Genomic DNA, 23428 nt, shown 5'->3' on the forward strand with positions numbered 1-23428 from the left:
TACGGCATCCCGAGATCATCTAGAACCTTCGGAACTAAATCCCCGGCGCCGAAGGCGCCACACATGGACCGAAGGCAGGGAGGGCGAAGCCCGACCGTACCGAAGGTCCATGTGCGCTTTCAGCCCCCAGTAGCGTGACGGTTTTCTAGTTACTTTAAGTCTTCTTAAAGACCAAGGTAGTAATAGCTTTTATGGGACGCGTGACATCCTTGCTGTCACAGAATCGTAAATGTCACGCACAAATAAATTAGGTCGGGCGCCAAGACAAGGCGCCCAACCGACGACGGATCAGATGCGTGGCACGGCTAAGACCGTGTCTGGTCGTTAGCCCTCTGGTTCTCACGCTGCTTTCGCTTACGCATATTCGCCTTATGACGCTTGCCGGCAGCGCGTGGATCGTCCGATCCTGTTGATGCAATCAAGTCTTCCCGGACGCGTTTCGCCAACAGCAAACACGGATCAACCACTCGGCACGTTGTACATGGCGAGCTGTCGCTTACTGCAGGCAACCCCGCACAAGCTGGTGTTACCGGCCGTCCTTCGGCGAGCCCGCTAAGGGCCGGCCTGCTGCTCAACTCCATGGCTTCGGCAACCAACTGCTCGCCGAACAATTCCTCAGCACGTTCCCAGGCAATCACCTGCCGCTCGCACAGGTATTCCGCTAGCACGCTTGCGGGCTGGTCTGCATCCCTGATGATCGGCACAACCATTTGCAATGCGGTTTCCTGAACGGGATCGCCGGTGTACACGGTTGCTTTGAAGCGGGGATCCCAGTCAGCACCGTATAGGCGTTCCATTAGTTCGTCGCGGTCAAGCGCTCCGCGCAGCCGGGGCCCTGTTTGGTCATCGATCAGTTGATTCGGACGGGGTGGCCGTTTCCACTTGCCGTTGACCAACAAGCCCTCCATGACTTTGCGAAGATAGAGGTCGTACGGGACGCCCAACATGTCTGCCATCTGCCGCGCATTCCACAAACACTTCATGTCGGCGAAGCTGTTCCGTGCGAACTCCGCCTCGATCGGATTCTTTTTGGACGGATCGTCATCTGGGAAGTGGGTTGCAATCATCTCGACGTAGACGGCGCGATACGCTTGGGTGAAAAGTTCCGTGCGATCCAGCGGCGACATGTAACGGTATTGCACCCATGCCGTTTCCTGCACCACCGGCTCGAGCTCGAGGTCTACGCGCTCGATCCAAGTGCGGATCAACTTGAGTTCTGCAATCACTCGTTCGCGTCGGCTGACAATTTTGCGGGCTAGAGCGAGCGCACCCGCTTGGCGAGCGGCCTGCAACCTGCGCGTGACATCATCCTGCTTAGCCATTTCAGTCTCCCGTGTATTGCCGAAGCGAGATGGCTTCGGGTGGGAGCAGCTTCGCGCAGTGAAATATGGTGCAATGTTTGATATCCAACAAACCACCACGTGACATTCATGGCTATCAATCAGGACATCCCGTACCCCGCCTTCGACGATCTGTTCCTGTTCTGCAATCGGCTATCTGGGCAGCTTGACGGGGCCCTCAAGAAATCGACGCCTCGCTTGACGATTACAGGATTGCAGGTGCTGGCTGAGATGGCGAAACGCGCAGACTCGCGTAATGAATGCAATCAAGCACAAGTCGCGAGAGCCATCGGAGTAACGCCCAGCAGCCTAGTTACAACAATCCGGGGTTTAGAGTCGAATGATCTAGTTGGCGTTGAACGTAGCGAGTTCTTAAAGACCCACGCACTGACCCTGACGAGAGCCGGACACCAAGCGTTACGGCGTGGGCTGGTGATTCGACACGATGTACTGGAAGCTGCTTATGCGACGCTGCCCACCAAGTATCGGCGTCAGTTCTTCGTGGCTGCCCGATTGGGCAATGCGGCAAATGACAAGGCTCGGTCAGACGAGCGCCAGGAGCGCTACTTGAAATCGCTAAAGAAGCACTCCACGCGGGCAATCGTGCGAAAAGTCCGGGCTAAGCTCTAGCTCCATAATGGCCGGATCGCCTCTATGGAGTGACCCCGGCCAGTCGTCCACTTCGGATCAGTGGGATTGCGCAGACGGCATAGGATCTAGGACTTCCGCATCAATCAATAGAATCCAGACCGGTCTATCGCGACTCACGGCTCGCAGTAGATGCGCGGCTCAACGGAGACCTCCTTGGCGGCATGGGAAAAGGAGGACAGGATCCAAAGCAACTGGATGATGTGCCCTTTTACGGGCTGCCTCGCCTTTACGCGAGCGAATTGAGCGGAAACGTCTGCTTTACTAATGAAGTCGCAAGCGAGCACACACCTACGCTGCGTACCATAGTTTGCGAGCAACGCTTTCAGTGTTGGCCGTAGCTCAGCTTCTCTGCCTCTCCTCTTTCGATTGATTTGCGTAGAATCGTAGTCGAGGCGCAGCTTGCTCGCATACTTGCTCATGAATTGGTCGACATCGAAGAACATATTCCCTAGGTTCTTTATTCCCTGACCCACCACATCGTGCAACTTTGAGGCAGACGTACTCTGCTTCCCGTGCTTTGAATGAATGAACGTAATGACGCCTTCATTGCGGTTTAGAACGATGTGATCCGCCCACTCAATCCCTTTGTCGTCACAGAACACGAAATCCTCAGCGGCGTGCATTCTCTCCACAACGTCGAAAACGCTGGTCGGCTTGAACCGCGTTTGCGATCGCGAGAAGGGCTCCCCCTTCTCGCTTGTCGCCCTGGAAAGCTCTGCATGGGGGTGTAGCATTTCGAGCAAACTTTCGATCTGCGAGACTCCGGACGAGTCTTCGAAGCATTGCCCCATGAAATACATGTACTTCGGGTCATCAAAGCAAACGCAAAACAGATTGCCCTTGACGATGAGCGACTGTAGCGTCGAAACGTCTCCGCCAATGTCGACGTGAATACGCTGGAGCGACTTTGACCGGATGCTAAGAGATGCCTTGTTCACTCTAAGCTCCGCCTTCGCTCCGACCACTTCGAAATCGCGACCGTTTTCAGCTTTGGACCCAATCTCAAAGACGCGCTCCAGCGCCTCTAGCACGCGTTCTTGCAGGTCAGTGGACAACCAGCGCTTTACACCGTCCTCTACGGTAAAAAGACGCGCTGATCGCTCCATCAGCAACTCCGCAAGTCTTCCACTCTCGATCAACAGCGCAGAAGGGTTCGAGCGAGCTAGAACCGCGCTCAAATCTACGGTTGCGGCGAAGCTGGAGAGAAAGCTCTTGTCGCGATTAGCCGAACTACCAATCTGCCTGATCTTTTGCCTTGCCCATTCGACGACGGCAGCGCTCGGCACGCGATCTGACGCGTCGAACACGCGCGAAGTTGAGAGGCTTAATGAAGTCAGCTTCCTACCCTCCCGCACCCTGAGGAAATAGGGAATTGACCTACCAGCCGCATGAGTAGAAACAAGCCCCTTGAGATCGGCCGCTTCCAGCGTCCTGGCCCTAAGCGTCTTATCGGAAACTGTCATGTTCCGAACGCTCAACTTCTGAAACTCCACTAGGCTGTCGTCAAACGTCGACCACAGCTCGTTAGGTGGAATCAGGTGGCCTACGCTCTCTAGTTGATCGCTGATGTTTGCGCAGCTCTTTCGTAAAACGACTATGCAGTGTTCAATTTCCAGCACGAGGATAAAGGCGTGAATCTGGTCCTCCAGCTGTAGACGTGGCAAAAAATAGACTGGTCTCCTCGCCTTGAAAACTCGAAGTGAATATCGATACCGGTTACGACCTCTCCCAACAGCTATGCGGAGGTCATCAACCATGATGCTACCGGGAAAGGCGTTCTCCACCGCGGCATCCAGTATCGCCTCAAAGTCCGCGTCGCTAGCATTTTCATTCGCGCGATAAAACTGCGCATTTAGCGTTAACGCTAGATCGTCGTACATCGCTCCCTCGCCCCCTATGCTTAACGCCGAATACTCAAGACCTTCTGCGATCGAGAAACTCTATGGGTCAAGTCCAATGAGATAGACCGGCGTAGTAATTACTGGACCGAAGTTCTCCAAGTACCATTTCGTTCGCTCAAAGCTCACTAGGGAGTTGCAGTCCTTGGGCGAAATGTACTTAAGGAACTTCTTGGTCGAACAGATGTAAATGCCTACGTCAATTAGGTTCCGCACTTCTGACGCAGCTTGAAGTCGAAGGAGGTCGCCCCCGATGAACGAGCGATGATTAAAGGCGACGTCTATTCCGAAATCTGGCTTCCAGAAGTCCATCTTGAGGTCTTGATCTTCGCCTTCAAAGATCCGCTTTTCGGCCACCCAGCCCCTCTCGGCGAACTTGCCTCGAAAAATATTGTTGAGCGCCGCCTGCTTGCCGACAGAACCCTTTTTTCCGCGCTCTTTGGCAACTCCAAGGGAGTTCTGATGCTCCTGCTCGATCATGTCCACGCTTATGGACTCGACCACGCTCTCAATCTCGTGCTTCACCTTGAGCGAGGAGTTAAGAATGATCTCGCCGTAGCGATGACTATGCTTCTGAAAGTTCATCGTAATCTCTGCGAAGTGATCGGGTTTTAGTCTTGCCAGAACAATCCGGCCGGACGATGAGCTTCCTCGAAAATTCTTTTCGCTTTCTCGTAGTCGATGACAGTCGCGCCGCTGTGCGGAACCACGGACACAAAGCGCCCAATTTCGGCAGGCGAGAATGACCAGGCCTGAGGCAAGCGCAGCTTCCTTTTGACTGCACCATCAGCCGAGTTGCAGTCGCCGCAAATTAGCGTTCTTGGGAACCTGCCGACACCATGACAGTGGTGGTGCGTCATCGAGATCGAGAATCCCATGCCGTGCTCGTCTCCGAAGCGCTCTCGCCAGCCTCGGCCTCTGATCTCCGTCCAGCGCACAAGCTCCCGTGCCGACCTTCCGCATGAAGGGCAACACCATCCAGCCGCAACTGCACTCTTGTAGATTCGGGCGCAGTGCATGCCAGTGAACCCTTCCAGCTCCGACTCACTTGGAATCCTTGAATACTTCGCGGTCTTGCCGTTACCCATGGCCGCCCCCCTTACGCACCGGAGCTTAGCCGTTCTGCACGGAACGCGAGAACTTGGTCGCTAGCGCTTTAGCAGAGCTTGCACTTCCCCTTCGGCTCGTTGAATAGCCACCCTTGTTCAACGCGATACCAAGATTCTCCGCAGTACGCTGTCCGCTCGATCTCGACCCTCCCGTTGCCTCAGTCACCAGCATCTTGAGGAGACTTCCATGGGCCGGCTCGTGGTTCTCGAGGGGTATGTGGAGGATGGCAAATCAGGTTCCATCTCGGTCCTTATGCTCGATGGAACCTCGCTTTCGATTGAAAAGTCCTCGGTGGTCAAGTCGGCTCCCATGGATACAAACAAGGATGCGCTGACTCGACTATTTTTGAACGAGGACGCGGAGATAACGATCACAGTGACCGCCGGCGATCTAGATGGCCGTGGTCTTTCGGCTTCTGGCTCGATACTTAAGTGGATCGATGATGGCGGCACCCTATCGAAGAGCAAGGACGACACAATTCAAGGCGCCGGCTCCATTCTCAAATGGGTGGATGACGGCGGAACTATTCGAAAGAGTCTCGATGACACTTAGTCTGCGATTCGCGCGTGCTCTGTGATCTCGCCGACCACACTTCTTTTCTCCCACCGGAAGGATGAACATATCCTTCCGGTGGTCAGTCGACTGTCTTCGGATTGTGTCCCTTTATTGATCGACCTTCGCGATCTCGGCAATGGGACCGTTGGCACTGTCCATCCAGGAACGCACAGATTCCCCAGCTTTCGATTGCCTTCTGGCGAAGCAGTAAGTCTTGCGCATGTTCGAACTGTTTGGTGGCGGAGGCCGACTCATGTGTCTGCGCCCCCCAATTGCGATCAAACTTATCGAAACTTCATCGAAGTCGAGCAGACGCAGTTTCTGGAGGGCTTGTTAGCCAGCCTCCCCGAAAACTGCAGATTCTTTAACCACCCAGATGTCCACCGGACGATGGATCGCAAGATCCATCAACTGTGTTTGGCGAGCAGGTGCGGAATGCGCGTTCCGGATACATGTGTCACCAGTGATCCTCTGGAAGCAGCGCAGTTTCTCGCAAAACACCCGTCTGCGATTTACAAGAGTTTCTGGGGAAGCGAGGCGTTTTGGCAACCAACTCGCGAAGTCGACGCTGTGGTGCGCAGCTCACTCGATCGCTTGAGGGTCTGTCCGGCCATCTTTCAAGAGAATGTTCAGGGCCCGCTGGATATCCGCGTGACTGTAGTGGAAGAGAGCGTCGTGGCGGTTGGATTTGATTTGACGAAAAGCCGATACCCAACGGATGTTCGCATTGACACCAAAACGCCCTGCCAGGTCGTTGAGCTTCCGGCGGTCGTTGAGAGCCAGATCATCACCTTCTGCAAACTTGCGCAGTTGAACTACGCCGCGATTGATCTTCGGAAGACCTCCGATGGAGAGGTTGTGTTTTTTGAAGTCAATCCTGCGGGGCAGTTCCTCTATCTCGACCTATTAGCTGGCACCGAAGTCGCGGGACTTATGGCGCGAGCGTTGGATTCTCCGATGCCCACAAATGGTGAGCTCTTGATTGAGCTGGCTGACTCCGAAGGTTCTATCGATTCCAGCTACGACATGCCGATCCACGGAGTCGGATCGCCCGTCACGCACTTGACGTAGGACTTGACGGTTTCTCGCAGCCCGCGTTGTGCGCTGCACCAGCAGGCTTGTGTGGTGGATTCCGGCTTAAGAGGCACTTATGCCCATTTATCAACGGGTTAGCTCAGCCCGTAGCCCTTGATCCGATAGGTCTTTCCGCTCGCCCCGAGTGCAGAGCGTCGTGGATCTGCAAAGTCATGGGCGGTCAGCGCGGCCTCCCCTCTATGGAGTTCCTCCGGCCAGTCGTCCAATTCGGATCAGTGGGATTGCGCTGGTGGCGATGGATCTAGGACTTCGAACTCTCGGGTTTGCTGGGCTGCCACGATGCAGGGGGCGGATACTTTCGCTGGCATAGTTACTATCGCTAGGCGAGACGGCCGCTTGGGCGGGTGAATAGACGAGCCCCCGATAGACGGCGCTGGATTTCACTGTTGATGGCGACTCTCCGCGCAAGAATCCGCCCCGTGGCAGCGTTTGCCGGCGCCCCGGAGGATGCATCATGAACAAGATCGTGGCTCCGTTCTTCGCACTCGGCTTGGTCGCAGGGGTGACCCAGGCACAAGACACACTGGATGGCCCCGACACTCGATTGTGGGCGCTACCTGCGACAGCTTGCGTGGCGAACACGCCAACCGATGAAGCGTTGCTACTCAGGTCGATCGAAGGCCTCCGAAACACGAGTGCTACCCGAACTGTGTGGGTGACGTGCTCTGTGCCGATGCCCAACCTCGTAGTCCTGCCCAATGACGACATTCGTGTCGTGCGCACAAGGATGTCTTTCGCGACCTCGCTGTCGCGCGTAACCATGCCCTGCAAGGCCGCTGTCAACATAGGCGCTCCCGGCATCGATTTCGTTTACTTCTGGGGCCAAGCAACCACGAATACCGAGTCGCGAACAGGGTCCGTGCAGATCGAAACGGGCACAGGCCGATTCACCGCGTCCGTGTTCGGGATCACTTGCAAGATTCCGCAGTCGTCGACGCTAACCGAACTTGAAGTGCTCGTCCGCGCAACCAACTTCATTCAGATCGAGTAGTCCGGCTTTGAGGGGCGTGTCTGCTCAGGAAAAAAGCGGACATGCGCCGCGTACGGGCTTCACTCGGCCAGCCGACCCGTCGGGCGAGTAGGAAGATACGGATGGTTGAGACTCTAGGACTTCCATTCCAACTCAGCACAAGCGAGCAAGAAAATGCAATACGCATCCCGCAATGAGGCCCTCGGCTTCGCTGCTCGCACCCGTAGAAATTTAGAGTGCATTGACGCGGCATATGAGGCAGGTGATGCGGTTCATCCGACTACACAGTTGGTTGTCTCGTTGCTTGGCCTGGTGGTTGTTCCGCACGAACGGAACTTGGTTAAGCAGCTTGGGGTCATGAGTCTCGCTTCCCTGCAAGCAGGTGGCTGGCCCCAATGGACCTTTGAGCTACAGATCTGTGAAACGTTAGCGCAACTTTTTCGCCATCTCAGGAATGCGATCGCACATGGACGTTTCTCGTTCAACTCGGACAGCACGGATATCTCGGACGTGGTGATTTCTGTCGAAGATTACCGGCCCGGTCAAGACGCTCCATATTGGCGCGCGACAATATCCGCCGTAGACCTAAAGGACTTCTGCCTGAGATTCATTGATCTCGTAGAGCAGACCTTGGGTTGACGCTAAGTGCGTCGTGTACCCTCTATGGAGTTCCTCCGGCCTGTCGTCCAGTTCGGTCCAGTGGCACGGCGCGAGCGGTGCTGGCCCTAGGACTTCGCTACTTCGGGCGTCTTGGGCGATTGCACGAACGCCGCATCGAGCTTCCGATACATCGAAAGCGCCTTCTCGGCTTCGGTTTTGATGTTCTCGTACAACGCTTCGGCGATTACTCGAATCGCGTGACGCTCATGATTGGTTAGCGCTGGATAGTTATATTTGGCGACATGACCCAAGATCTTCGAGTAGCGGGACATGTACTCCTCGGAGCCCTCCCCTCCGCACACGTGAGCGAGGTGCGCTTCCCAGGGAACGTACTGATTGTTCACATCTCTCGCGCGCTTGTTACACGGCCTGCAGACCGGCACCACGTTGCCTGGATGATGGAGCCCATATTCGGTGCGATTGAACATAACCAGATGTTCGATCTGCATCGGGGCAAGTGTCCCGCAGTAGGCGCACATGCCACCGAAGTCATCACATATTCGAAGCCATGTGGCCTTGCCGCTACCCGATCCGGTATTGAAGGCTTTGCCGAGGTAGTGCTGGCCCACGGAGGTTAGGAACGAGCGAACAGCAGTGTTGGCTGCGTCTGACGGAGTGTTGTAAACGGTCACGGAGATGGTCTCGATTCTGGCTTAATCACGAAATGCAGAAAATATCGCGCGCAGTATCGTGTCGATACCCGACCAGTCCTGCTGAACAACGGCGCTCGAATCTTGCCGCGCGGCGGCGACCTTGCGCACAAATGCTGCATGAAGTTCATTCTTCCCCAATACCTCGCCTTGATATCCAGCGACAGCTTCTACGTACCCCTTCCATTGCACTGGTGCGAGCGACCCGTCGTCTCGGGCTAACACATCAACTCCCAGATACAACTCAATGCTCGCTGCGAGCCCATTGACATCAAGGTTAGTGTTTCCGCTCGGTCCGAGAGTCGGATAGCTACGCAGTAGATCGATATCGGGATATCTGAGAACAGCGATATTAGAAGGCAATCGTAATTGCGCCAACGATCTGATCGCGTCCCGAGCTGCTGAGTCGTTATCAAAAATTGCAATGATACGGTTGCCAATACCAGCCCCTGCGAAACCTTTGACCAAGGACGCAAGCTGACCTGCCCCTCCGGGGATTCGCGTTCCACCGAAGTCCAGAAACGAGTAGTATCCAGCCAAGTGCGGGTAAAGCAACTCCAGAGATGCCTTGAGCACTACCGTGTCTGTTACGCCTTCTGTGAGAACGATTCGATTGGCATTCTCTAGGTGACCAATAGTCAACGAATCGATCGACTGCTTGCAGACGGAGTCATTCGAGTCGTAGTAGCCGCCATCAATCAGGTCCGTAATGTCTTGGGCCACTTCACTTGGCTTTTGTGCCACCTCGCATGCAACGCGAATAAGGCAGCGCACATCTGACGTAAAGAAGCCGAACAGGTATTCTTCGTTATCCTCCAAAACATACTTCACAGCGGTCGAAAGACCTGTCCTCCCGCAATCATCAAACGGAGATGGACGGAGTCCTTCCGCAATCACCATCTTTAGAGCGACGAGATACTCATCAAAGGAAAGTTCTTTAAGAACCTCGACCTTGTCGATGAACCAGGTCGCATCAGGCTCTTCTGCGGCCCACTCCTTGTACATTTCCAATTCTGCCTGACGACCCGCCTCGAACTCACGACGCGCCCTGGTGAGGGTGAATCCCATTATCTCCAGCCGTGCCACCACTGCGCCTGTGTCACATGCGTATTCCGTGGCGGTTTCGACTTGACCAGCATCGTCTGAGTAAGCATCGCCCCAAATGAGCGCGTTCCTCGAGCCCAGGTCCCGAGCGAAGACTCTTTTATCCTCTTCACGGAACACAGTCATCGCCTCCGGCACGACCGCACTCTTGCTACTAATAAGTGGGTAGCCGGCAACGCAAAAGTCTGTATATGTGCCCATAAGTTGATGCTCAGCCCATCGCTCAATGGCTCACTTAAGGTCCGTCCGGAACTGCGAGAAGAGTGTTCCGAAAGGTGTCTCGATCATCGACGCCATTAGAATTTGCATAGCGGTCAAGCTCAATCGCATATGACGCCAATATTGCGGATGCCAGAACATCAGCCTTCGCTCTTTCGGTCCGAAGACGTTCTTCTAGCGCCAAAATTGAACCATGCGCGATCCCAGATCGGTACTTATAAATGCGGGCTACGAGCTGCTTAAGAGTAGTTCCGTCCCCAACTACTGAGCGGGAATACGGAATCTGAAGGAGCCGAGCCGCAAGCTCTAGAATTCCCCGATCTTCCAGACCGCCGGAAAGGATGTCCATCGCGATCGCAAAACTCACTATGGCGGTGAAGTCCGCTTCCTCGGAACAGCCACGCCCATACCAGTGCACCGCGTTGACCCATCTTTCTGACAGTTTCCGGCATGGAGCCATTTCCGGGTTTGCGAGCAAGGGAATAATGATTCGTCTTCCCGCTGCGTCTCGGAGGCCCTCACTTTGTTTCAGTACGGTCTGACCCATACCCGGGGCGCCCGAAAGACCAGGCGGGTTAAATGAGGTTCCGATTGCTAAATCGGCGTTATCGCGCTGCGTTAAACGGTTTGCGTTTATGGGAGGCGCATGGTCTACGGCTAAACACAGCCGGCTGTTGTGCGAATGGGGCACGACCAGACGCAGTGTATCGACTGCGGCACGCACAGCGATCAAGGCACGTCTGTGAGACTCCTCCCGTTCAAACCCATCGGTTGTAACGCACGCTACCCATTGATCGGAATGAACGGAGCGCGCGACGACATTTGCGGTGCGCGAAAGGCTCTCTTCTTTTGAATCCCCTGACCAGCGTTCAAGCACTTCGCACATCCATGACGAACTCTGGCCACGAAGGCGCTCAACTTCTGCGAGCCAGTTCGCGGGAGAGCGGAACCAGACAGTTCCAACGTTGAAATCGGCTGCCTCCTGCCCGAGAAAAAGCCACACAGCAAAATAATGCGTCAGTTTGAGCTTTTGTTGATTCAATCGATCGCTCAAACGTTCCTTGTATCTTGCTAGATTCGCATTTTCGTTGCCCGATTGAGCGAACTCATTCAAGAGCTCTCCCAGGGCCTTAGCCGCTTCGTGGCGAATAGTTTCTTGGCTAACAGTCCGATTGGTGCTCTGATCATTGGCTTGTAAGGCATCTGCTATTTGAACAATAGCGTTCATTCCCACACGGCTGGTTCTGTAAAAGCCGAGCCCATCGCCTGCTGGAATAGTCGGCCCGAAAGGCTCGTCAGGCAACTCCTGTGCCCATGTATCGAACGAGCTTCCATGCATTGACAAAGTCTCGTTGATTGCGATGCCGAGGAGATCCACCAGTCTAGGCATATGCATTCCTTTTACTTTTAGGGAGTTTCGCTGGTTTTAGTACTTCACTCCGTGAAAAGTACCGGACCATCTAGGGCACATCGTGGAGGGGAGGCAGCTCAGACTTGATCGACAACTCGCATCAGTACTTCGGACGTCTCAAGCTGTTGCCGACGGCTTCGATCGACAGCGGCCCTCAGATCCGCAGATCTCCCCAAAATCCGTGTGATTTCCGGCTCCGCATTTCGCGCCCCGGTTGTAATCCGAATCGATAAGTCAGCCACCGGATCTTCCGAGACCGTAATAAGGCAATCGAGGACCTCGTCCACCGCATCTGGCGCCAACGACATTCCGTCAAGCGCGACAGCTTGGGCTCCGGGAAATGAGTTCATGCGGACCGGAAATGCTTCGCGCTTCTGATGTACTGAAACTTTCGCCTCCCCGGTGTCGCCCCACCACACTGACATGTAGGGCTTCTCGGCTAGCACCGCCCCTGTGTTTGCGATGGCTAGAGAGAACGCCAGCACCAGCCTGTCATCTTGTTGATGCTGGGGACGCCTAGCCGGAAGTGAGACGAACTGGAGTGCAACTTTTGCTCTCGGAGGACGTCCAAAAAGGCCTGCAAGGGCGTCATGCGGAATCACCTCGAAAGACGACCCACTTCGCAAATAGTAGTTCCTTAAACCGGGCGCCTCAGCTCGAAGTGGAGCCCGAGATGATTGCGGCACAAGGGTTACAACAAATCCGCCGACCTCGCCCTCGTTTGTAACCGCTATGTTTTCGACCCCGTCATGCGGCGGCACTGTGAGTCTTGAAATCGCCGACTCAAGTCGGGAACGAAATGCCTGAGCGTTGTGTACCGGATGTAGTGTCGCCGCAAGATCAGCACCATCAGGCCTAGCGGCACATTCAACACCCCAGACGACTACTCCGCCAGCACTATTTCCGAACCCCGCGATTGCCTTTGACAAGTTCTTATTATCGCTAGCGTGAAGAACGTTCCCGCCGCCATTGTCGCCAGACTTCTTAAAGTCCAGAAACAGTTCCTCAGAAACTCGATCTGCAAGCATGGCGTTGATCTCTGCCATCCCTCCAGCTCGTATCCGTTCGAATAGGTCGCGAGCACGGGACATCACTTCTACCTCCTAAGTAGAGCCATCGAGGTTCAAGGCGCGCGGGTGCACCATCGGGATGCCTCGTGGAGCTTATCCGCGCAGTCGCCTCGGATCACACTTGTATTGCGCAGATGGCGGCTGTTCTAGGACTTGCCCAATAGCAGCGGAACCAATGATGCGGTGCATCAGAGAATTTTTCGCGTGCTCGGCAGGTCCCCATCCACTTGGGATCGTTCAGACGCAAGGATGGCGACGGCACTTGGAAAGGCGGCCTTGGTCGGTCCTTCATTGATTCGCCAATTTGACTCATTGCGGCTACGTCCGCAGCATTGACGTCACGACCAATTTCGGGTCGTCGCTTTTAAAAAAGGAATTCTAGTGACTCGGGAAAGATTTCTCGTCAAATCCTTCGGTGACAATCCTGAGGGCGCGAGGGTTGGTCTTGTCAAATTGCTGGAGATGTTGGAAACAGCCAAAAGTGGCGTAGTGGTGGTTCCCAGGCTAGGCGACTTGAAGCACTCGATGCTTGTCGACATTTTGGGCGAGGAGAAGACGGCGCAGTTCATCAAACAGAGAGAGATCGTGTTTAGCGACGGAAAGAAGATCTCTTTGTGTTCATTGACGACGCTCAAGAACCATAAGTATTCCAACGCTTATTTGGCGTTGTGGGGTTCAAAAGAGACCATTGCAGCGATTGAACCACTAGGGACTTGGAGTGCTTTAGTGCTTGTCACCTGGTTGCCGAAGGACAGCGAGCAATGGCAGAAGGACCACGCAGTCACAGTCCTGTATGACGATGGAAAGGGCTAGAAGTGCGCTTAAGACGTTGGTGCGCCGCACCACAACGGCCGTCGACAATTCCGGCTTACCTGGCACTTATCCCATTAATCAACGGGTTAGCTACCCCAGGTAGCCCTTGATCCGATAGGTCTTTCCGCTCGGCCCGAGGGGGTAAGCGTCGCGTTCGCAATGCGAAGGTCGGGAGTTCGATCCTCCTCCGCTCCACCACGAATCAAGCGAAGGGCCGCGCAAGCGGCCCTTTTCTTTTTTCAGGGCAAGTACTTCGCCGGCAACGCCACGCCCTCGCCTTCCGCTTCCCACATCAGCGACACGATCCACCACCGCTGGCCGTCGAACATCAGCTGCAGCGTGTTGATGCCACGCATCCTGTGCTTGTCCTTTTCGGTCACGCCTTCGTACGTGCTCCACACGTGCGCGATGTCGCCGAACTGTTCGACGGTGCGCTTGAGCTCGCGTTCGTGGAAGCCCTTTTCCAGCAGGATCGGGCCCGAGCTGGCGACGTAGTCGTTGACCGTGAGCAGGCGGATGCCGACCACGTCGCGCGTCTTGCCGCCCACCGCCATCATCCGGCCGCCGGGGATGAAGAGCGACCGCATGCGGTTCCAGTCGCGCGCCTGGCCCGGCGGGCCGGAGATCACGTCGTACAGCGCCGCGATGATGCCGTCGATGCTCTTCACGTCCTCGGCCTTCGCCGCCGGCACGGGCGTGGCGACGGGATGCGGCGGACGCTCCACCTTGGCCTGCGCGAACGCGGGCACGGACGACACGGCGAGCACGACGGTGAGCAACAGGCGCATGGCATTTCCCCCGGGATGAGGGCGACACCATAAGCAGCCGTACCGCCGCCTGGCTACACGACTTCCGTCATGCCCGCGTCGGAGGGCGGGCGTAGCATCGGTCGTGGCGCCGCAACGGCGCCGCTTTTCTCCCACCCCCACGGAGGAACACCGATGAGCACGGTCACCACGCAAGACGGCGTCGAAATCTTCTACAAGGACTGGGGCCCGAAGACGGCCCAACCGATCGCGTTCCACCACGGCTGGCCGCTGTCGAGCGACGACTGGGATGCGCAGCTGCTGTTCTTCCTCAAGGAAGGGTTTCGCGTCATCGCGCACGACCGGCGCGGCCACGGGCGTTCCAGCCAGGTGAGCGAAGGGCACGACGTCGACCATTACGCCGCCGATGCCGCCGCGGTGATGGAGCACCTCGACCTGCGCAACGCGGTGCACGTCGGGCATTCGACCGGTGGTGGCGAAGTCGCGCGCTACGTGGCGCGACACGGCAAGGGCCGCGTGGCGAAGGCGGTGCTGATCAGCGCCGTGCCGCCGATCATGGTCAAGTCCGCCAGCAATCCGGGCGGCCTGCCGATCGAAGTGTTCGATGGCCTGCGCGCCGGGCTCGCCGCCAATCGCGCGCAGTTCTTCCGCGACGTCCCGTCGGGGCCGTTCTACGGGTACAACCGGCCCGGCGCGAAGGCGTCCGAAGGCGTCATCGCCAACTGGTGGCGCCAGGGGATGATGGGTAGCGCGAAGGCGCATTACGAAGGCATCAAGGCCTTCTCCGAAACCGACTTCAACGACGACCTCAAGGCCATCGAAGTGCCTACGTTGTTCATGCACGGCGACGACGACCAGGTGGTGCCGATCGACGATGCGAGCAAGCTCGCCGTGAAACTGGTGAAGAACGGCACGCTGAAGGTCTATCCGGGCTTCCCGCATGGCATGTGCACCACGCACGCCGAGGTGATCAATCCGGACCTGCTGGCCTTCATCAAGGGCTGACCCGCCCGCCGCGATTAAACCGCCACGGCTGCCCGCGCATCACAACGCGTCGATGCCCTTCGGAGTGTTCGCATGCGCTTGCTGCCGTGGTGTTCGCTGGTGTGCCTGGGTGTGTTGATGCCTGCGATTGCGCAGACGCAATCCGTGGCGGCCACGCCGCCGCCGGCCGTCACGGCGGCGCCCGTCGCCACGCTGACGCTGGAGCCGTTCCGTCGCTCCGTGGCCGTGCGCGTCGACGCGAACGGGACGAAGGGCCTGTTCGCGTTCGATACCGCCGGCGGGCATTCCATCGCCTCGCCGGAATTCGCGGCCGCGGCCGGCTGCAAACCCTGGGGCGAACTCGGCGGCTTCACGATGACCGGCACGAAGCTCGCGATGCCGCGCTGCGACGGCCTGCAGTTCGACGTCGACGGACATCGGCTCACGGCGCCGGTGGCCGGCGTGATGCAGGTGGCGCCGCTGATCGCGAAGGATGCCCCGCCGATCGCGGGTCTGCTGGCGCTGGATGTGTTCGCGGGCCAGACCATCACGATCGATTTCGCCGGCGGCAAGCTCTACATCGAATCGCCTGCCAGCGCCGCGCAACGCATCGTCGGTGCGCGCGAGTTGCCGGTGCGCCTCTCGCACGAAGTGCAAGGCCTCGCGCTGGCCGTCAACCTGGAAGTGCCGACGCCGCAAGGCATCGCGCGCTTCGAACTCGATAGCGGCAACGGTGGCACGCTGCTCGTGTCGCGTGCCTACGCCAAATTGTTCGGCCTGGATCCGCAGGCGAAGGCGCCGACGCCCGGCACCATCCCGATCGCACCGGGCATCGCGGCGAAGGGGCTGGTGTTCGTCACCGACATGAACATCGACGGCAACCTCGGCATGCCCTTCCTCAAGGACTGGATCGTCACGCTGGACCTGGCCGCGGGCCGGATGTGGCTGCAGCCCACGCGCGCAACGCCGCCACCTGAGATGGGCGTACCACCGGCGTTGCCCGCGAAGTAGCGCGACGCGCGCGTCAGGCCGCCGCTTTCGCCGCCGACGACGGCAGCGCGTGCCCCGTCTCGAGCAACGTCTTGAGGTTCGACAACACCGTCGGCCAGCCACCGGACACGCCGGCCAGCATCTTCGGATCGCGCGCGAGGTCGTCGTGCGTGACGGTCAGGCGGACCAGGGCATCGGACAGCGCTTCGATGTCGAAGGACACGCGCGAGTGCTTGCCCGCATCGTCGATCTCCTCGGGCCGGGCCCAGCTCATCACGAGCCGGCGCGGCGGATCGGATTCGATGACGTTGCCGGCGATGTCGACGGTGTCCATGTCGTCGGCGCGGCGATGCGCCCAGCGCGATCCGGGCTGCCAATCGTCCGAGACATTGACGCGTGCACAGCCGCGCACCGGATCCACCCAGTACTGGCGTGCCATGTCGGGATCCACCAGCGCTTTCCAGACTTTCTCGGGCGTGGTGGCGATGTAGGTCACGTAGACGAAGTCGGGCTTGTTCATTCGGTCTCTCCTTCGAGTTTCTGCTTCAGCGCGCGCAGCGCGGCGAGGCGGCCATGTTCGAATTTCCCGATCCAGCGCGCGTGGATCTCGTGCAGCGGAACGGGGTTGAGGTAGTGCAGCTTTTCGCGCCCCTGCCAGAACACGGCGACGAGGTTGGCGTCTTCGAGCACCTTCAGGTGTTGCGTGGCGGCCTGCCGGGTCATGTCCATCTGCTCGCACAACGCGCCGAGGGTCTGGCCGTTCTCGCGGTGCAGCAAATCGAGCAGGCGCCGCCGGCCGGGATCGGCCAGGGCCTTGAACACCTTGTCGAGATCGGAAGGCAGCGGATCGGTTCCTGTTCTGGCGTGGCGCGGATGATATGCAGGCATTTACTTGCATGTCAACCACAACGGTTCCCTGCGCGAAGCCCGTCGGTGCGGGCCAATCGCCGCGTCAGAGCATCATCGGCACGCTGCGCGCAGGCGCGGACGCAGGGCGTTCCCCGCGCAGCCAGAACGCTTCGAGGAACGGACGCAGCACGTCGAGCGACGTGGAGGCGCCCCGCCGGCCGGGGAACCGTTCGAGGTTGCGCGCCTGCATCGCCAGCATGCGCCGGTCCTGTTCGCCCACCCGGCGCAGGAACGGCCACACGAACCAGCGCACCGCCCACGCCGGCGCCCAGCGGTTCTCGACGTGCAACGTTGCGACCACGTCGGTCTGGCGCGCATTGCGCGGCGTGAAGTGCAGGGTGATGCGCACGATGGCGCCGTCGCGATAGCGGTACGCGATCTGCGCGCTGCCAGGCGGGGCGAAGTGCACGTGCTCGCTGGTGCGCGGCGACTCGAACAGGCGGTACAACAACCCCGACTGCGCCACCTGCCCGCTGTATTCGACCGACAAGCCCTCCCCGTCCGCGCGCACGGTGGCCGTCGCGGGCGCGCGCGCACCGCCACGCACCAGCCCGGCATGGATCGAATGCGTGTGCATCGGATCCATGAAGTTCTCCATCGCATCGACGACGTGCGCGTCCCACGTGGTGCGCCACAGGAAGCGACGATGCGCGGGATCGAGGGCCTGCACGAACGCACCCGGCATCGCGTCGCCTTCGTCGCCCGGACGCAGCCACACGATGCCGTCGTGCTCGTGCGTGGCGAATGCGCGGGCGCGCACGGCGGGCAACGCAACGTCGTCCGGCAGGCCGGGGATGCGCTGCACCGCGCCGTCGGCGCCGAACGTCCAGCCGTGGTACGGGCACGCGATGCCCTGCGCGGTGCGGCACCCGGCCGACAAGGGCGCGTGGCGATGCGGGCAGCGATCCTCGAGGGCGTAGACGCGGCCATCGTCCGAGCGCGCGAGGACGATCGGCAGGTCGAGCACGGTGATCGCGTGCGGCGCCTTGCGCACATCGCGGCTGCGCGCCACGGCATACCAGTGCGAGAACAATGCGGGGTGCCAGTCGCCCATGGCCGGTCGTCAGAGTCTGTAGTGTTGCAGGAGGGGAACACCGATGCGCCGCGTCGCTTGCGACAGCAGCGCGACCGCGGCGCGCGAACGCCGCGGAAGATGGCGCACGTCGAATGCACCGTATTCGATCGCGGGGATCCCGCCGCGCGAGCGCTTGAAGCCCGCTGCGCCCGCGCTGAAGTTGAGGCGTTCGCCAGTCTGCGCCACGCGTTCGAACGCGAGCGCGGTGAGCAGGCGATACAGGCCGAGCGATTGCGGCTGCTGCGTGTCGTACCCCACGATCGGGGCGCTCACGGTGCCGGCGCGGCGGAACAGGCCGACGATGCACGCCAGGTCGCCGGCGTCGTTGCGGAAGCCATGGAATTCGAGCAGGCCCGCGCGGTGCCACGCGCGCAGGAAGGCTTCGGTATACATCGGGTTGAACCGCGAATACTTGTCCAGGTACAGCTGTGCATACAACTGCGCGATGCGCGCGTAGTCGCGCTCGCCGATCCCGTCGTCGTGCGCGCGATGCAGCGCGGTCTTCGCGAGCAGGGCGAAGTCGCGCTTCATGTCGCGGTGGCGCGCCACAAGCGCGGGCACGTCGCGATACAGGTACACCTGCCGGCTGGCGACCAGCGTGCTGCCCGCGCGTTCGAGCGCCTGCAACCAGTCGGCGTTGTCGATCGCGTTCAACGAGCGCATCCACAGCGCATGACCGGGCCAGCGGTCGCGGGCCTCGTCCATGGCGCGCGGCAGGTCGACGCCTGCCACCGGCGCGTGCAGGTCGGTGGACAGCAGCCAGTGGTCGAGCACGACGACGCGATCCACGCCCGCGCGCGCCAGCCATGCTTCCACGCCACGCAACAGGCCGCCGACCGGCGCGCCGAGCCACCCGGGCAGCGTGCGCGCAGCTTCCTCGCGGCCGCAGCGCGCCCAAGCGGTGGTCGGCGAACAGGTCCAGGCGGCGTCGGCCCCGGGTTCGCACACCAGCACGGGAAGTCGTGCATCGCCTGCGCCGATCGCTTGCATTCGACCGGGCACGTTGGGGATGAAGCGCGCGAGCGCGTCAGCCGGATGCAGGCGCGCGAAGTCCGCGCCATCGAGCGCGCCGGCGGGTGTCGCTGCGATGCGCGCGTTCATGCGTCCGGCAGGGGCTCGCCGTCCCATTCGATGTCCTGCGTCGCCGCCTCGCGCAAGGTGTTGCCCGAACGCCACGCGGACCATGCATAGGCGGCCAGGTCGGCGATGGCGCCCGCCAGCGGCGCGCGATCGCCGGCGACGCCGATGACGTCGCGCGCGCGCCTCCAGTCCTGTCGCCATTCGCCCATGCGACCCGTGCGCAAGGCACGCGCCCCGCCCGCGCCGAGCATGATGGCGGCGAGCATGCGCGGCGATGCTTCCGCCGGCTCGACGCAGGCATCGCCCTGCCCGCACAACGCGTCCGGCAGCGCATCGTCCGGCGCGAACAGGTGCACGCCGCTCACGGCGCGCGGATTGCATTCGAGCACCGTCGCGGTGCCGTCGGCGCCTTCGATCCAGTCGAAGGCGATCTGCCCGGTGTAACCGATCTTCCGCACGAAGGTTTCGACGAAGCCGCGGATCGCTTCCGATCGGTGGGGGGCGAAGTAGTAGCTCGAACTCGCACCGAGCCGATGCTTCGGCCGGTAACACGCGTGCGCCAGCAGCCGGCCTGCGTGCGCGACGCTGTAGGAGCAGGCTTCCGTCCCTGCATGGAAGCGCTGCACGACCCACGCCCCGGCTTGCGCCAGCGGCGGCGCATCCTCGGGCATGCCGTGCGGATGCAGGCGCACGTGGACGCCGAAGCGCGAGTACTCCGGCTTCAGCACCACCGGCGCGCCCTTCGCCCATTCGCGGGCCTGTTCGATCGAATGCACGCGCGCGCTGTCCGGCACGTGCGCGCCGCAGTGCTGCGCCAGGCCGAGGAACGTCCACTTGCTGTGCAGCGCGCGCAGTTGCTCGAATCCATCCACGGCGTATTGCGTGCCCGCCGGCAGCGCATCGCGATGGCGCGAAAGATGGAAGGCTTCCTCGCAGGTCGGCACCACCAGGTCGATCCGGTGCTGGTCGATGGCGGCGCGCAAGCCCGTGACGAACCCTGTCGGTGCATGGCGCGGCGAGGCCAGGCGCACGCTCGCGTGCACGGCGCGCGAGAACGCGGACAAGCGGCACGGGATGGAATCGCCGACCACCACGCGCCAGCCCTGGCGGTGGAAGCGGCGCGCATGGTCGAGCGCGACCGGCGCGCGCCCGCCGAGGATCAACACGCTACGCATGGGCGAGGCCCTCGCCCGCGGGACGCCATTCCCTGCAGTGCGCCGGGACGAGGCGCACGTGCGGCGCTTCGCGATGCAGCGCATGCAGGTGCGCGAGCGTCGTGCGATAGGCGTCGGTGTCGCCGAGCCAGCCGGTGACCGCGGCCGGCGGCGGAATGCCCGCGCGGATCGCGTGGCTCGACCAGCTCGCGTCGGCGACGAGGAAGACGAGCCCGTCCGCATCGCGGAACAACAGGCCGTAATGCCCGGGCGCATGGCCCGGCAGGGGAATCGCGAGCAGGCTGCCGTCGTCGAACAGGTCGCGCGCCACGCCGAAGCGCGCGAACGGCCCCTCCAGCGCCACCGTGCGCCGATCTTCGAACGCTTCCATGCGCGCCTGCGTTGCGCTGTCGAACAACGCCGGCAACACACCCTTGCGCAGCGCGCCGATGCGACCGCGCGCGCGCATCCAGTCGACCGCTTCGCGCGCGCAGGCGATGCGCGCCAGCGGGAAATCCGCGAGGCCGCCCACGTGGTCGCCGTGCAGGTGCGACACGACGACCCAGGCGATGTCCCCCGCCGCGATGCCATCGCGTGCGAGTTGCGCCACGAGGGATTCGCCCTCCTGCAGGCGCACCGGCGTCGCCCAGCGGTAGAGGCGCTCGGGGAAGCGCGCGGTCGCGGCGAAGAACGCATGCGCGTAACCGGTATCGAACAGGATCCTCCCGTGCACGGGGTGCCGGAGGGCAGCGACCAGCGCGGGAAACGCGCACGGCGCCAGGCGGCCCCCCTGCAGCGTCGCCAGTTCCGGGTGCATGCAATGGCCGGCTTCGTAGAGGCGCCACTCAAGCATGCTGGCGCCTCCACCAGTGCGCGAACGACGCGATGCCCTCGGCGATCGACGTGCCAGGCGAATACGCGAGCTCGCGCCGCGCGCGCGCGATGTCGAGCGTCTGCGAGTAACCCAGCACGCCGACGCCATAGCGCGTGAGTCGCGGTTCGGGACACCCCGGACGCAGGCGTGCGATGCGTTCGGACACCGCCGCCAGCGGCACCGCCAGGCCGCGCGGGATCGCCACGCGGCGCACGCGCATGTCGAGCGCATCGAACAGCAGCGACACCAGGGTGCGCACTTCGATCGGATCCCCGTTGGTGATGTTGTACGCGCGCCCGTCGCCGGGCACGTCGGCATCGATCGCATCGGCGACGAGCGCGGCCACGTTGTCGACGCAGGTGACATCCACGACCGCCCTGCCCCCGTGGATCAGCGGAAACCAGCCGCGCGCGGCCACCGCGAGCAAGCGCGGCAGGATCGCGTTGTCGCCCGGGCCGAACACCGCGCGCGGGCGCAGCACGATGGCGGGCAGGCCTTCGGCGGCGATCGCGCGCACCACTTGTTCCGACGCCCACTTGCTCTGCGCATAGGGCGTGATCCAGCGCGCGGGCGCGGCGAATTCCTCCCGCACCTCGTACTGGTCCTCGAATCGGAAGTAGATGCTCGGCGAGCCCAGGTGCACGAAGCGACGCACGCCGGCGTCGAGGCTGGCGCGCGCGACGCGCTGCGTGGCCAGCACGTTCGCCCGCTGGAAGTCGGCGGACGCGCCCCACGGCGCCGACAGCGCGGCGGCGTGCACGACCGTGTCGCAGCCCGCGAGCAACGGCGCCATCGGGTCGCACGCCAGGTCGGCGATGCGCACGTCGACGCCGGGCGCCGGCCGCGGCAGCTTCGCCGCGTTGCGCCCGCTCGCGACCACCGCGTGACCACGCGCGCGCAACGCCGCGACGACGTGCGCACCGATGAACCCGCTGGCGCCGGTGACGAGGACGCGGGCCATCAGTAGCGCAGCACCGCGCCGCCGAACGACAGGCCCGCACCGGAGCCGACCAGCGCCACGAGGTCGTCGCGCACGATGCGCCCGGCGTCGATCGCACGATGCAGGGCCGTCGGGATCGATGCGGCCATCTGGTTGCCGTGCGTGGACAGGATGCGCACCAGCCGGTCCTCGGGCAGGCGCAAGGCGTGTTGCAGGTGCGCGAGCGCCTTGTCGCTGGCCTGGTGCGGGACGAACGCATCGAGGTCATCGAGCGTGACGCCCGCGCGGCCGAACAAGCGCGCCAGGTAGCCCGGCAACAATTGCGCGGCGAGGCGATAGGTGGCCTTGCCCGCCATTTCGAAACGCGCGGCATCGCGATACGCGTCCATGTCGTCGGCCACGCGCAGGCGGGTGCCGCCGGCGCGCACGCGGCACAGCTCGGCGCCTTCCGAATAGGTTTCCATGTGCGCGGCGAGGAGCTGCGATCGCGAATCGGCCGGTGCGCGCGACACGACCACCGCCGCGGCGCCGTCGCCGAACAGCGGCGCCGAATCCGGGTCGTCCCAGTTCAAGCCGGCCGATGCGATTTCGCTGGAGACGATCAACGCGCGCTCCAGGCGCCCGGCGGCCAGCATGCACGCCACCATGTCGAGCGCGGCGAGGAAGCTCAGGCAGGTCGCGTTGACGTCGAACGCGGCGATGCCGGTGCCTTCGAGGCCGAGGCGGCGATGCACGAACACCGCCGAACACGGGATCGCCTGCTCCATCACGCTGCAGGCCGAGACGACGAGGTCCAGGTCGCGGGCCTGCAGGCCCGCGCGGTCCAGCGCTTCGCGTGCGGCATGCGCGGCCATCGCCGAAGTGGTTTCGTCGGCGGTCGCATGGTGGCGATGGTCGATGCCGGTATGGCGTTGCGTCCAGCCGGCGGGCTTGCGCCAGCGGGCGTCGAATTCGGTGGACTCCACCCGGCGGCCCGGGGTGAACGTGCCCGTGCCGAGGATGCGGAGCGGGACGGGAAGCGATCGGGACGACATTGCACGCTCGCGTTGGAAGGGGCGCGGCGAGGGTGCGGACCCGGGGCGCGATGCGCAATGATGCAGCGCCACCGG

General features: G+C 61.3%; 25 protein-coding genes. 8 read left to right on the forward strand and 17 right to left on the reverse strand.

The annotated features are described in order from the left end of the window. Positions 1-305: 305 nt before the first annotated feature. The gene (locus tag LYSHEL_RS00855; protein ID WP_213435170.1) at positions 306-1322 is read right to left on the reverse strand and encodes a hypothetical protein; all 1017 of its coding nucleotides are present in this window, start codon (positions 1320-1322) and stop codon (positions 306-308) included. 108 nt (positions 1323-1430) lie between these two features. Here LYSHEL_RS00855 and LYSHEL_RS00860 point away from each other — a divergent pair, with 108 nt between their 5' ends. Then, complete coding sequence (locus LYSHEL_RS00860) at positions 1431-1970, forward strand: MarR family winged helix-turn-helix transcriptional regulator (RefSeq protein ID WP_213435171.1); 540 nt, start codon at positions 1431-1433, stop codon at positions 1968-1970. A gap of 134 nt (positions 1971-2104) precedes the next feature. Here the strand turns inward: LYSHEL_RS00860 and LYSHEL_RS00865 are convergent, their stop codons facing one another. From LYSHEL_RS00865 to LYSHEL_RS15945, 3 genes are read right to left on the reverse strand one after another with little or no spacing between them, the layout of a single operon-like run. Further along, entirely contained in the window at positions 2105-3871 is a 1767-nt protein-coding gene (locus LYSHEL_RS00865; protein ID WP_213435172.1) for a hypothetical protein, read from the reverse strand. Positions 3872-3931: 60 nt separating this feature from the next. Next, positions 3932-4474 carry a BglII/BstYI family type II restriction endonuclease gene (locus tag LYSHEL_RS00870; protein WP_213435173.1) on the reverse strand — a complete coding sequence of 181 codons (543 nt, stop codon included), beginning with the start codon at positions 4472-4474 and terminating at the stop codon, positions 3932-3934. Positions 4475-4500: 26 nt separating this feature from the next. Further along, the gene (locus LYSHEL_RS15945; protein WP_244858615.1) at positions 4501-4767 is read right to left on the reverse strand and encodes a hypothetical protein; all 267 of its coding nucleotides are present in this window, start codon (positions 4765-4767) and stop codon (positions 4501-4503) included. Between the two features lie 418 nt (positions 4768-5185). Here LYSHEL_RS15945 and LYSHEL_RS00880 point away from each other — a divergent pair, with 418 nt between their 5' ends. From LYSHEL_RS00880 to LYSHEL_RS00895, 4 genes are all read left to right on the forward strand, one after another. Continuing rightward, positions 5186-5551 carry a hypothetical protein gene (locus LYSHEL_RS00880; RefSeq protein ID WP_213435175.1) on the forward strand — a complete coding sequence of 122 codons (366 nt, stop codon included), beginning with the start codon at positions 5186-5188 and terminating at the stop codon, positions 5549-5551. Positions 5552-5944: 393 nt separating this feature from the next. Further along, the gene (locus LYSHEL_RS00885) at positions 5945-6625 is read left to right on the forward strand and encodes an ATP-grasp domain-containing protein (protein ID WP_213435176.1); all 681 of its coding nucleotides are present in this window, start codon (positions 5945-5947) and stop codon (positions 6623-6625) included. 478 nt (positions 6626-7103) lie between these two features. Continuing rightward, on the forward strand, positions 7104-7640 hold the full coding sequence (locus LYSHEL_RS00890; RefSeq protein WP_213435177.1) for a hypothetical protein: 537 nt from the start codon (positions 7104-7106) through the stop codon (positions 7638-7640). A gap of 153 nt (positions 7641-7793) precedes the next feature. Beyond that, positions 7794-8258: a HEPN family nuclease gene (locus LYSHEL_RS00895; RefSeq protein WP_213435178.1), complete on the forward strand. Its 465-nt coding sequence runs from the start codon at positions 7794-7796 to the stop codon at positions 8256-8258. Between the two features lie 86 nt (positions 8259-8344). Here LYSHEL_RS00895 and LYSHEL_RS00900 read toward each other — a convergent pair whose 3' ends face one another. From LYSHEL_RS00900 to LYSHEL_RS00915, 4 genes are all read right to left on the reverse strand, one after another. Next, positions 8345-8911 (reverse strand): HNH endonuclease, encoded by a 567-nt coding sequence (locus LYSHEL_RS00900; RefSeq protein ID WP_213435179.1) that lies wholly within the window; start codon positions 8909-8911, stop codon positions 8345-8347. A 21-nt stretch (positions 8912-8932) separates the two neighbouring features. Beyond that, complete coding sequence (locus LYSHEL_RS00905) at positions 8933-10234, reverse strand: HEPN/Toprim-associated domain-containing protein (RefSeq protein WP_213435180.1); 1302 nt, start codon at positions 10232-10234, stop codon at positions 8933-8935. Positions 10235-10268: 34 nt separating this feature from the next. Then, a complete protein-coding gene (locus LYSHEL_RS00910; protein ID WP_213435181.1) occupies positions 10269-11630 on the reverse strand; it encodes a HEPN domain-containing protein in 1362 nt (453 codons plus the stop codon). A 110-nt stretch (positions 11631-11740) separates the two neighbouring features. Continuing rightward, positions 11741-12709 carry an AlbA family DNA-binding domain-containing protein gene (locus tag LYSHEL_RS00915; protein ID WP_213435182.1) on the reverse strand — a complete coding sequence of 323 codons (969 nt, stop codon included), beginning with the start codon at positions 12707-12709 and terminating at the stop codon, positions 11741-11743. A gap of 549 nt (positions 12710-13258) precedes the next feature. On the opposite strand from LYSHEL_RS00915, the gene LYSHEL_RS00920 reads away from it, so the two are divergent. Next, positions 13259-13546, forward strand: a complete 288-nt coding sequence (locus LYSHEL_RS00920; RefSeq protein ID WP_213435183.1) for a hypothetical protein — start codon at positions 13259-13261, stop codon at positions 13544-13546. 239 nt (positions 13547-13785) lie between these two features. On the opposite strand, the gene LYSHEL_RS00925 is transcribed toward LYSHEL_RS00920, so the two are convergent. Then, positions 13786-14334 (reverse strand): hypothetical protein, encoded by a 549-nt coding sequence (locus tag LYSHEL_RS00925; RefSeq protein WP_213435184.1) that lies wholly within the window; start codon positions 14332-14334, stop codon positions 13786-13788. A 153-nt stretch (positions 14335-14487) separates the two neighbouring features. On the opposite strand from LYSHEL_RS00925, the gene LYSHEL_RS00930 reads away from it, so the two are divergent. Together LYSHEL_RS00930 and LYSHEL_RS00935 are read left to right on the forward strand one after the other, a co-directional pair. Further along, positions 14488-15318, forward strand: coding sequence for an alpha/beta fold hydrolase (locus tag LYSHEL_RS00930; protein ID WP_213435185.1), 831 nt, complete (start codon positions 14488-14490; stop codon positions 15316-15318). A gap of 72 nt (positions 15319-15390) precedes the next feature. Further along, positions 15391-16308 carry a hypothetical protein gene (locus LYSHEL_RS00935; protein ID WP_213435186.1) on the forward strand — a complete coding sequence of 306 codons (918 nt, stop codon included), beginning with the start codon at positions 15391-15393 and terminating at the stop codon, positions 16306-16308. A 13-nt stretch (positions 16309-16321) separates the two neighbouring features. Here LYSHEL_RS00935 and LYSHEL_RS00940 read toward each other — a convergent pair whose 3' ends face one another. The 8 genes from LYSHEL_RS00940 to LYSHEL_RS00975 form a co-directional block, all read right to left on the reverse strand. After that, positions 16322-16807 carry an SRPBCC family protein gene (locus LYSHEL_RS00940; protein ID WP_213435187.1) on the reverse strand — a complete coding sequence of 162 codons (486 nt, stop codon included), beginning with the start codon at positions 16805-16807 and terminating at the stop codon, positions 16322-16324. Next, positions 16804-17175: an ArsR/SmtB family transcription factor gene (locus tag LYSHEL_RS00945; RefSeq protein WP_213435188.1), complete on the reverse strand. Its 372-nt coding sequence runs from the start codon at positions 17173-17175 to the stop codon at positions 16804-16806. Before LYSHEL_RS00945 ends, LYSHEL_RS00940 begins: the two co-directional genes overlap by 4 nt. Before the next feature lie 64 nt (positions 17176-17239). Further along, complete coding sequence (locus LYSHEL_RS00950; protein WP_213435189.1) at positions 17240-18250, reverse strand: aromatic ring-hydroxylating oxygenase subunit alpha; 1011 nt, start codon at positions 18248-18250, stop codon at positions 17240-17242. 9 nt (positions 18251-18259) lie between these two features. After that, entirely contained in the window at positions 18260-19372 is a 1113-nt protein-coding gene (locus tag LYSHEL_RS00955) for a hypothetical protein (RefSeq protein ID WP_213435190.1), read from the reverse strand. Continuing rightward, on the reverse strand, positions 19369-20526 hold the full coding sequence (locus LYSHEL_RS00960) for an ATP-grasp domain-containing protein (RefSeq protein ID WP_213435191.1): 1158 nt from the start codon (positions 20524-20526) through the stop codon (positions 19369-19371). The genes LYSHEL_RS00955 and LYSHEL_RS00960 overlap by 4 nt, the downstream gene beginning before the upstream one ends. Then, complete coding sequence (locus LYSHEL_RS00965; protein WP_213435192.1) at positions 20519-21358, reverse strand: MBL fold metallo-hydrolase; 840 nt, start codon at positions 21356-21358, stop codon at positions 20519-20521. Before LYSHEL_RS00965 ends, LYSHEL_RS00960 begins: the two co-directional genes overlap by 8 nt. Next, on the reverse strand, positions 21351-22340 hold the full coding sequence (locus LYSHEL_RS00970) for an NAD-dependent epimerase/dehydratase family protein (protein ID WP_213435193.1): 990 nt from the start codon (positions 22338-22340) through the stop codon (positions 21351-21353). The genes LYSHEL_RS00965 and LYSHEL_RS00970 overlap by 8 nt, the downstream gene beginning before the upstream one ends. Continuing rightward, positions 22340-23353, reverse strand: coding sequence for a beta-ketoacyl-ACP synthase 3 (locus LYSHEL_RS00975; RefSeq protein ID WP_213435194.1), 1014 nt, complete (start codon positions 23351-23353; stop codon positions 22340-22342). Before LYSHEL_RS00975 ends, LYSHEL_RS00970 begins: the two co-directional genes overlap by 1 nt. Positions 23354-23428 lie beyond the last annotated feature (75 nt).

It is taken from the genome of Lysobacter helvus, assembly GCF_018406645.1.
Classification (GTDB): Bacteria; Pseudomonadota; Gammaproteobacteria; order Xanthomonadales; family Xanthomonadaceae; genus Noviluteimonas; species Noviluteimonas caseinilytica.

Coding starts and splice junctions, on each gene's coding strand:
- LYSHEL_RS00855 (WP_213435170.1), bottom strand. CDS start 1,322: ATGGCTAAGCAGGATGATGTCACGCGCAGGTTGCAGGCCGCTCGCCAA.
- LYSHEL_RS00860 (WP_213435171.1), top strand. CDS start 1,431: ATGGCTATCAATCAGGACATCCCGTACCCCGCCTTCGACGATCTGTTC.
- LYSHEL_RS00865 (WP_213435172.1), bottom strand. CDS start 3,871: ATGTACGACGATCTAGCGTTAACGCTAAATGCGCAGTTTTATCGCGCG.
- LYSHEL_RS00870 (WP_213435173.1), bottom strand. CDS start 4,474: ATGAACTTTCAGAAGCATAGTCATCGCTACGGCGAGATCATTCTTAAC.
- LYSHEL_RS15945 (WP_244858615.1), bottom strand. CDS start 4,767: ATGGGATTCTCGATCTCGATGACGCACCACCACTGTCATGGTGTCGGC.
- LYSHEL_RS00880 (WP_213435175.1), top strand. CDS start 5,186: ATGGGCCGGCTCGTGGTTCTCGAGGGGTATGTGGAGGATGGCAAATCA.
- LYSHEL_RS00885 (WP_213435176.1), top strand. CDS start 5,945: ATGGATCGCAAGATCCATCAACTGTGTTTGGCGAGCAGGTGCGGAATG.
- LYSHEL_RS00890 (WP_213435177.1), top strand. CDS start 7,104: ATGAACAAGATCGTGGCTCCGTTCTTCGCACTCGGCTTGGTCGCAGGG.
- LYSHEL_RS00895 (WP_213435178.1), top strand. CDS start 7,794: ATGCAATACGCATCCCGCAATGAGGCCCTCGGCTTCGCTGCTCGCACC.
- LYSHEL_RS00905 (WP_213435180.1), bottom strand. CDS start 10,234: ATGGGCACATATACAGACTTTTGCGTTGCCGGCTACCCACTTATTAGT.
- LYSHEL_RS00915 (WP_213435182.1), bottom strand. CDS start 12,709: ATGGCAGAGATCAACGCCATGCTTGCAGATCGAGTTTCTGAGGAACTG.
- LYSHEL_RS00920 (WP_213435183.1), top strand. CDS start 13,259: ATGCTTGTCGACATTTTGGGCGAGGAGAAGACGGCGCAGTTCATCAAA.
- LYSHEL_RS00925 (WP_213435184.1), bottom strand. CDS start 14,334: ATGCGCCTGTTGCTCACCGTCGTGCTCGCCGTGTCGTCCGTGCCCGCG.
- LYSHEL_RS00930 (WP_213435185.1), top strand. CDS start 14,488: ATGAGCACGGTCACCACGCAAGACGGCGTCGAAATCTTCTACAAGGAC.
- LYSHEL_RS00935 (WP_213435186.1), top strand. CDS start 15,391: ATGCGCTTGCTGCCGTGGTGTTCGCTGGTGTGCCTGGGTGTGTTGATG.
- LYSHEL_RS00940 (WP_213435187.1), bottom strand. CDS start 16,807: ATGAACAAGCCCGACTTCGTCTACGTGACCTACATCGCCACCACGCCC.
- LYSHEL_RS00945 (WP_213435188.1), bottom strand. CDS start 17,175: ATGCCTGCATATCATCCGCGCCACGCCAGAACAGGAACCGATCCGCTG.
- LYSHEL_RS00950 (WP_213435189.1), bottom strand. CDS start 18,250: ATGGGCGACTGGCACCCCGCATTGTTCTCGCACTGGTATGCCGTGGCG.
- LYSHEL_RS00955 (WP_213435190.1), bottom strand. CDS start 19,372: ATGAACGCGCGCATCGCAGCGACACCCGCCGGCGCGCTCGATGGCGCG.
- LYSHEL_RS00960 (WP_213435191.1), bottom strand. CDS start 20,526: ATGCGTAGCGTGTTGATCCTCGGCGGGCGCGCGCCGGTCGCGCTCGAC.
- LYSHEL_RS00965 (WP_213435192.1), bottom strand. CDS start 21,358: ATGCTTGAGTGGCGCCTCTACGAAGCCGGCCATTGCATGCACCCGGAA.
- LYSHEL_RS00970 (WP_213435193.1), bottom strand. CDS start 22,340: ATGGCCCGCGTCCTCGTCACCGGCGCCAGCGGGTTCATCGGTGCGCAC.
- LYSHEL_RS00975 (WP_213435194.1), bottom strand. CDS start 23,353: ATGTCGTCCCGATCGCTTCCCGTCCCGCTCCGCATCCTCGGCACGGGC.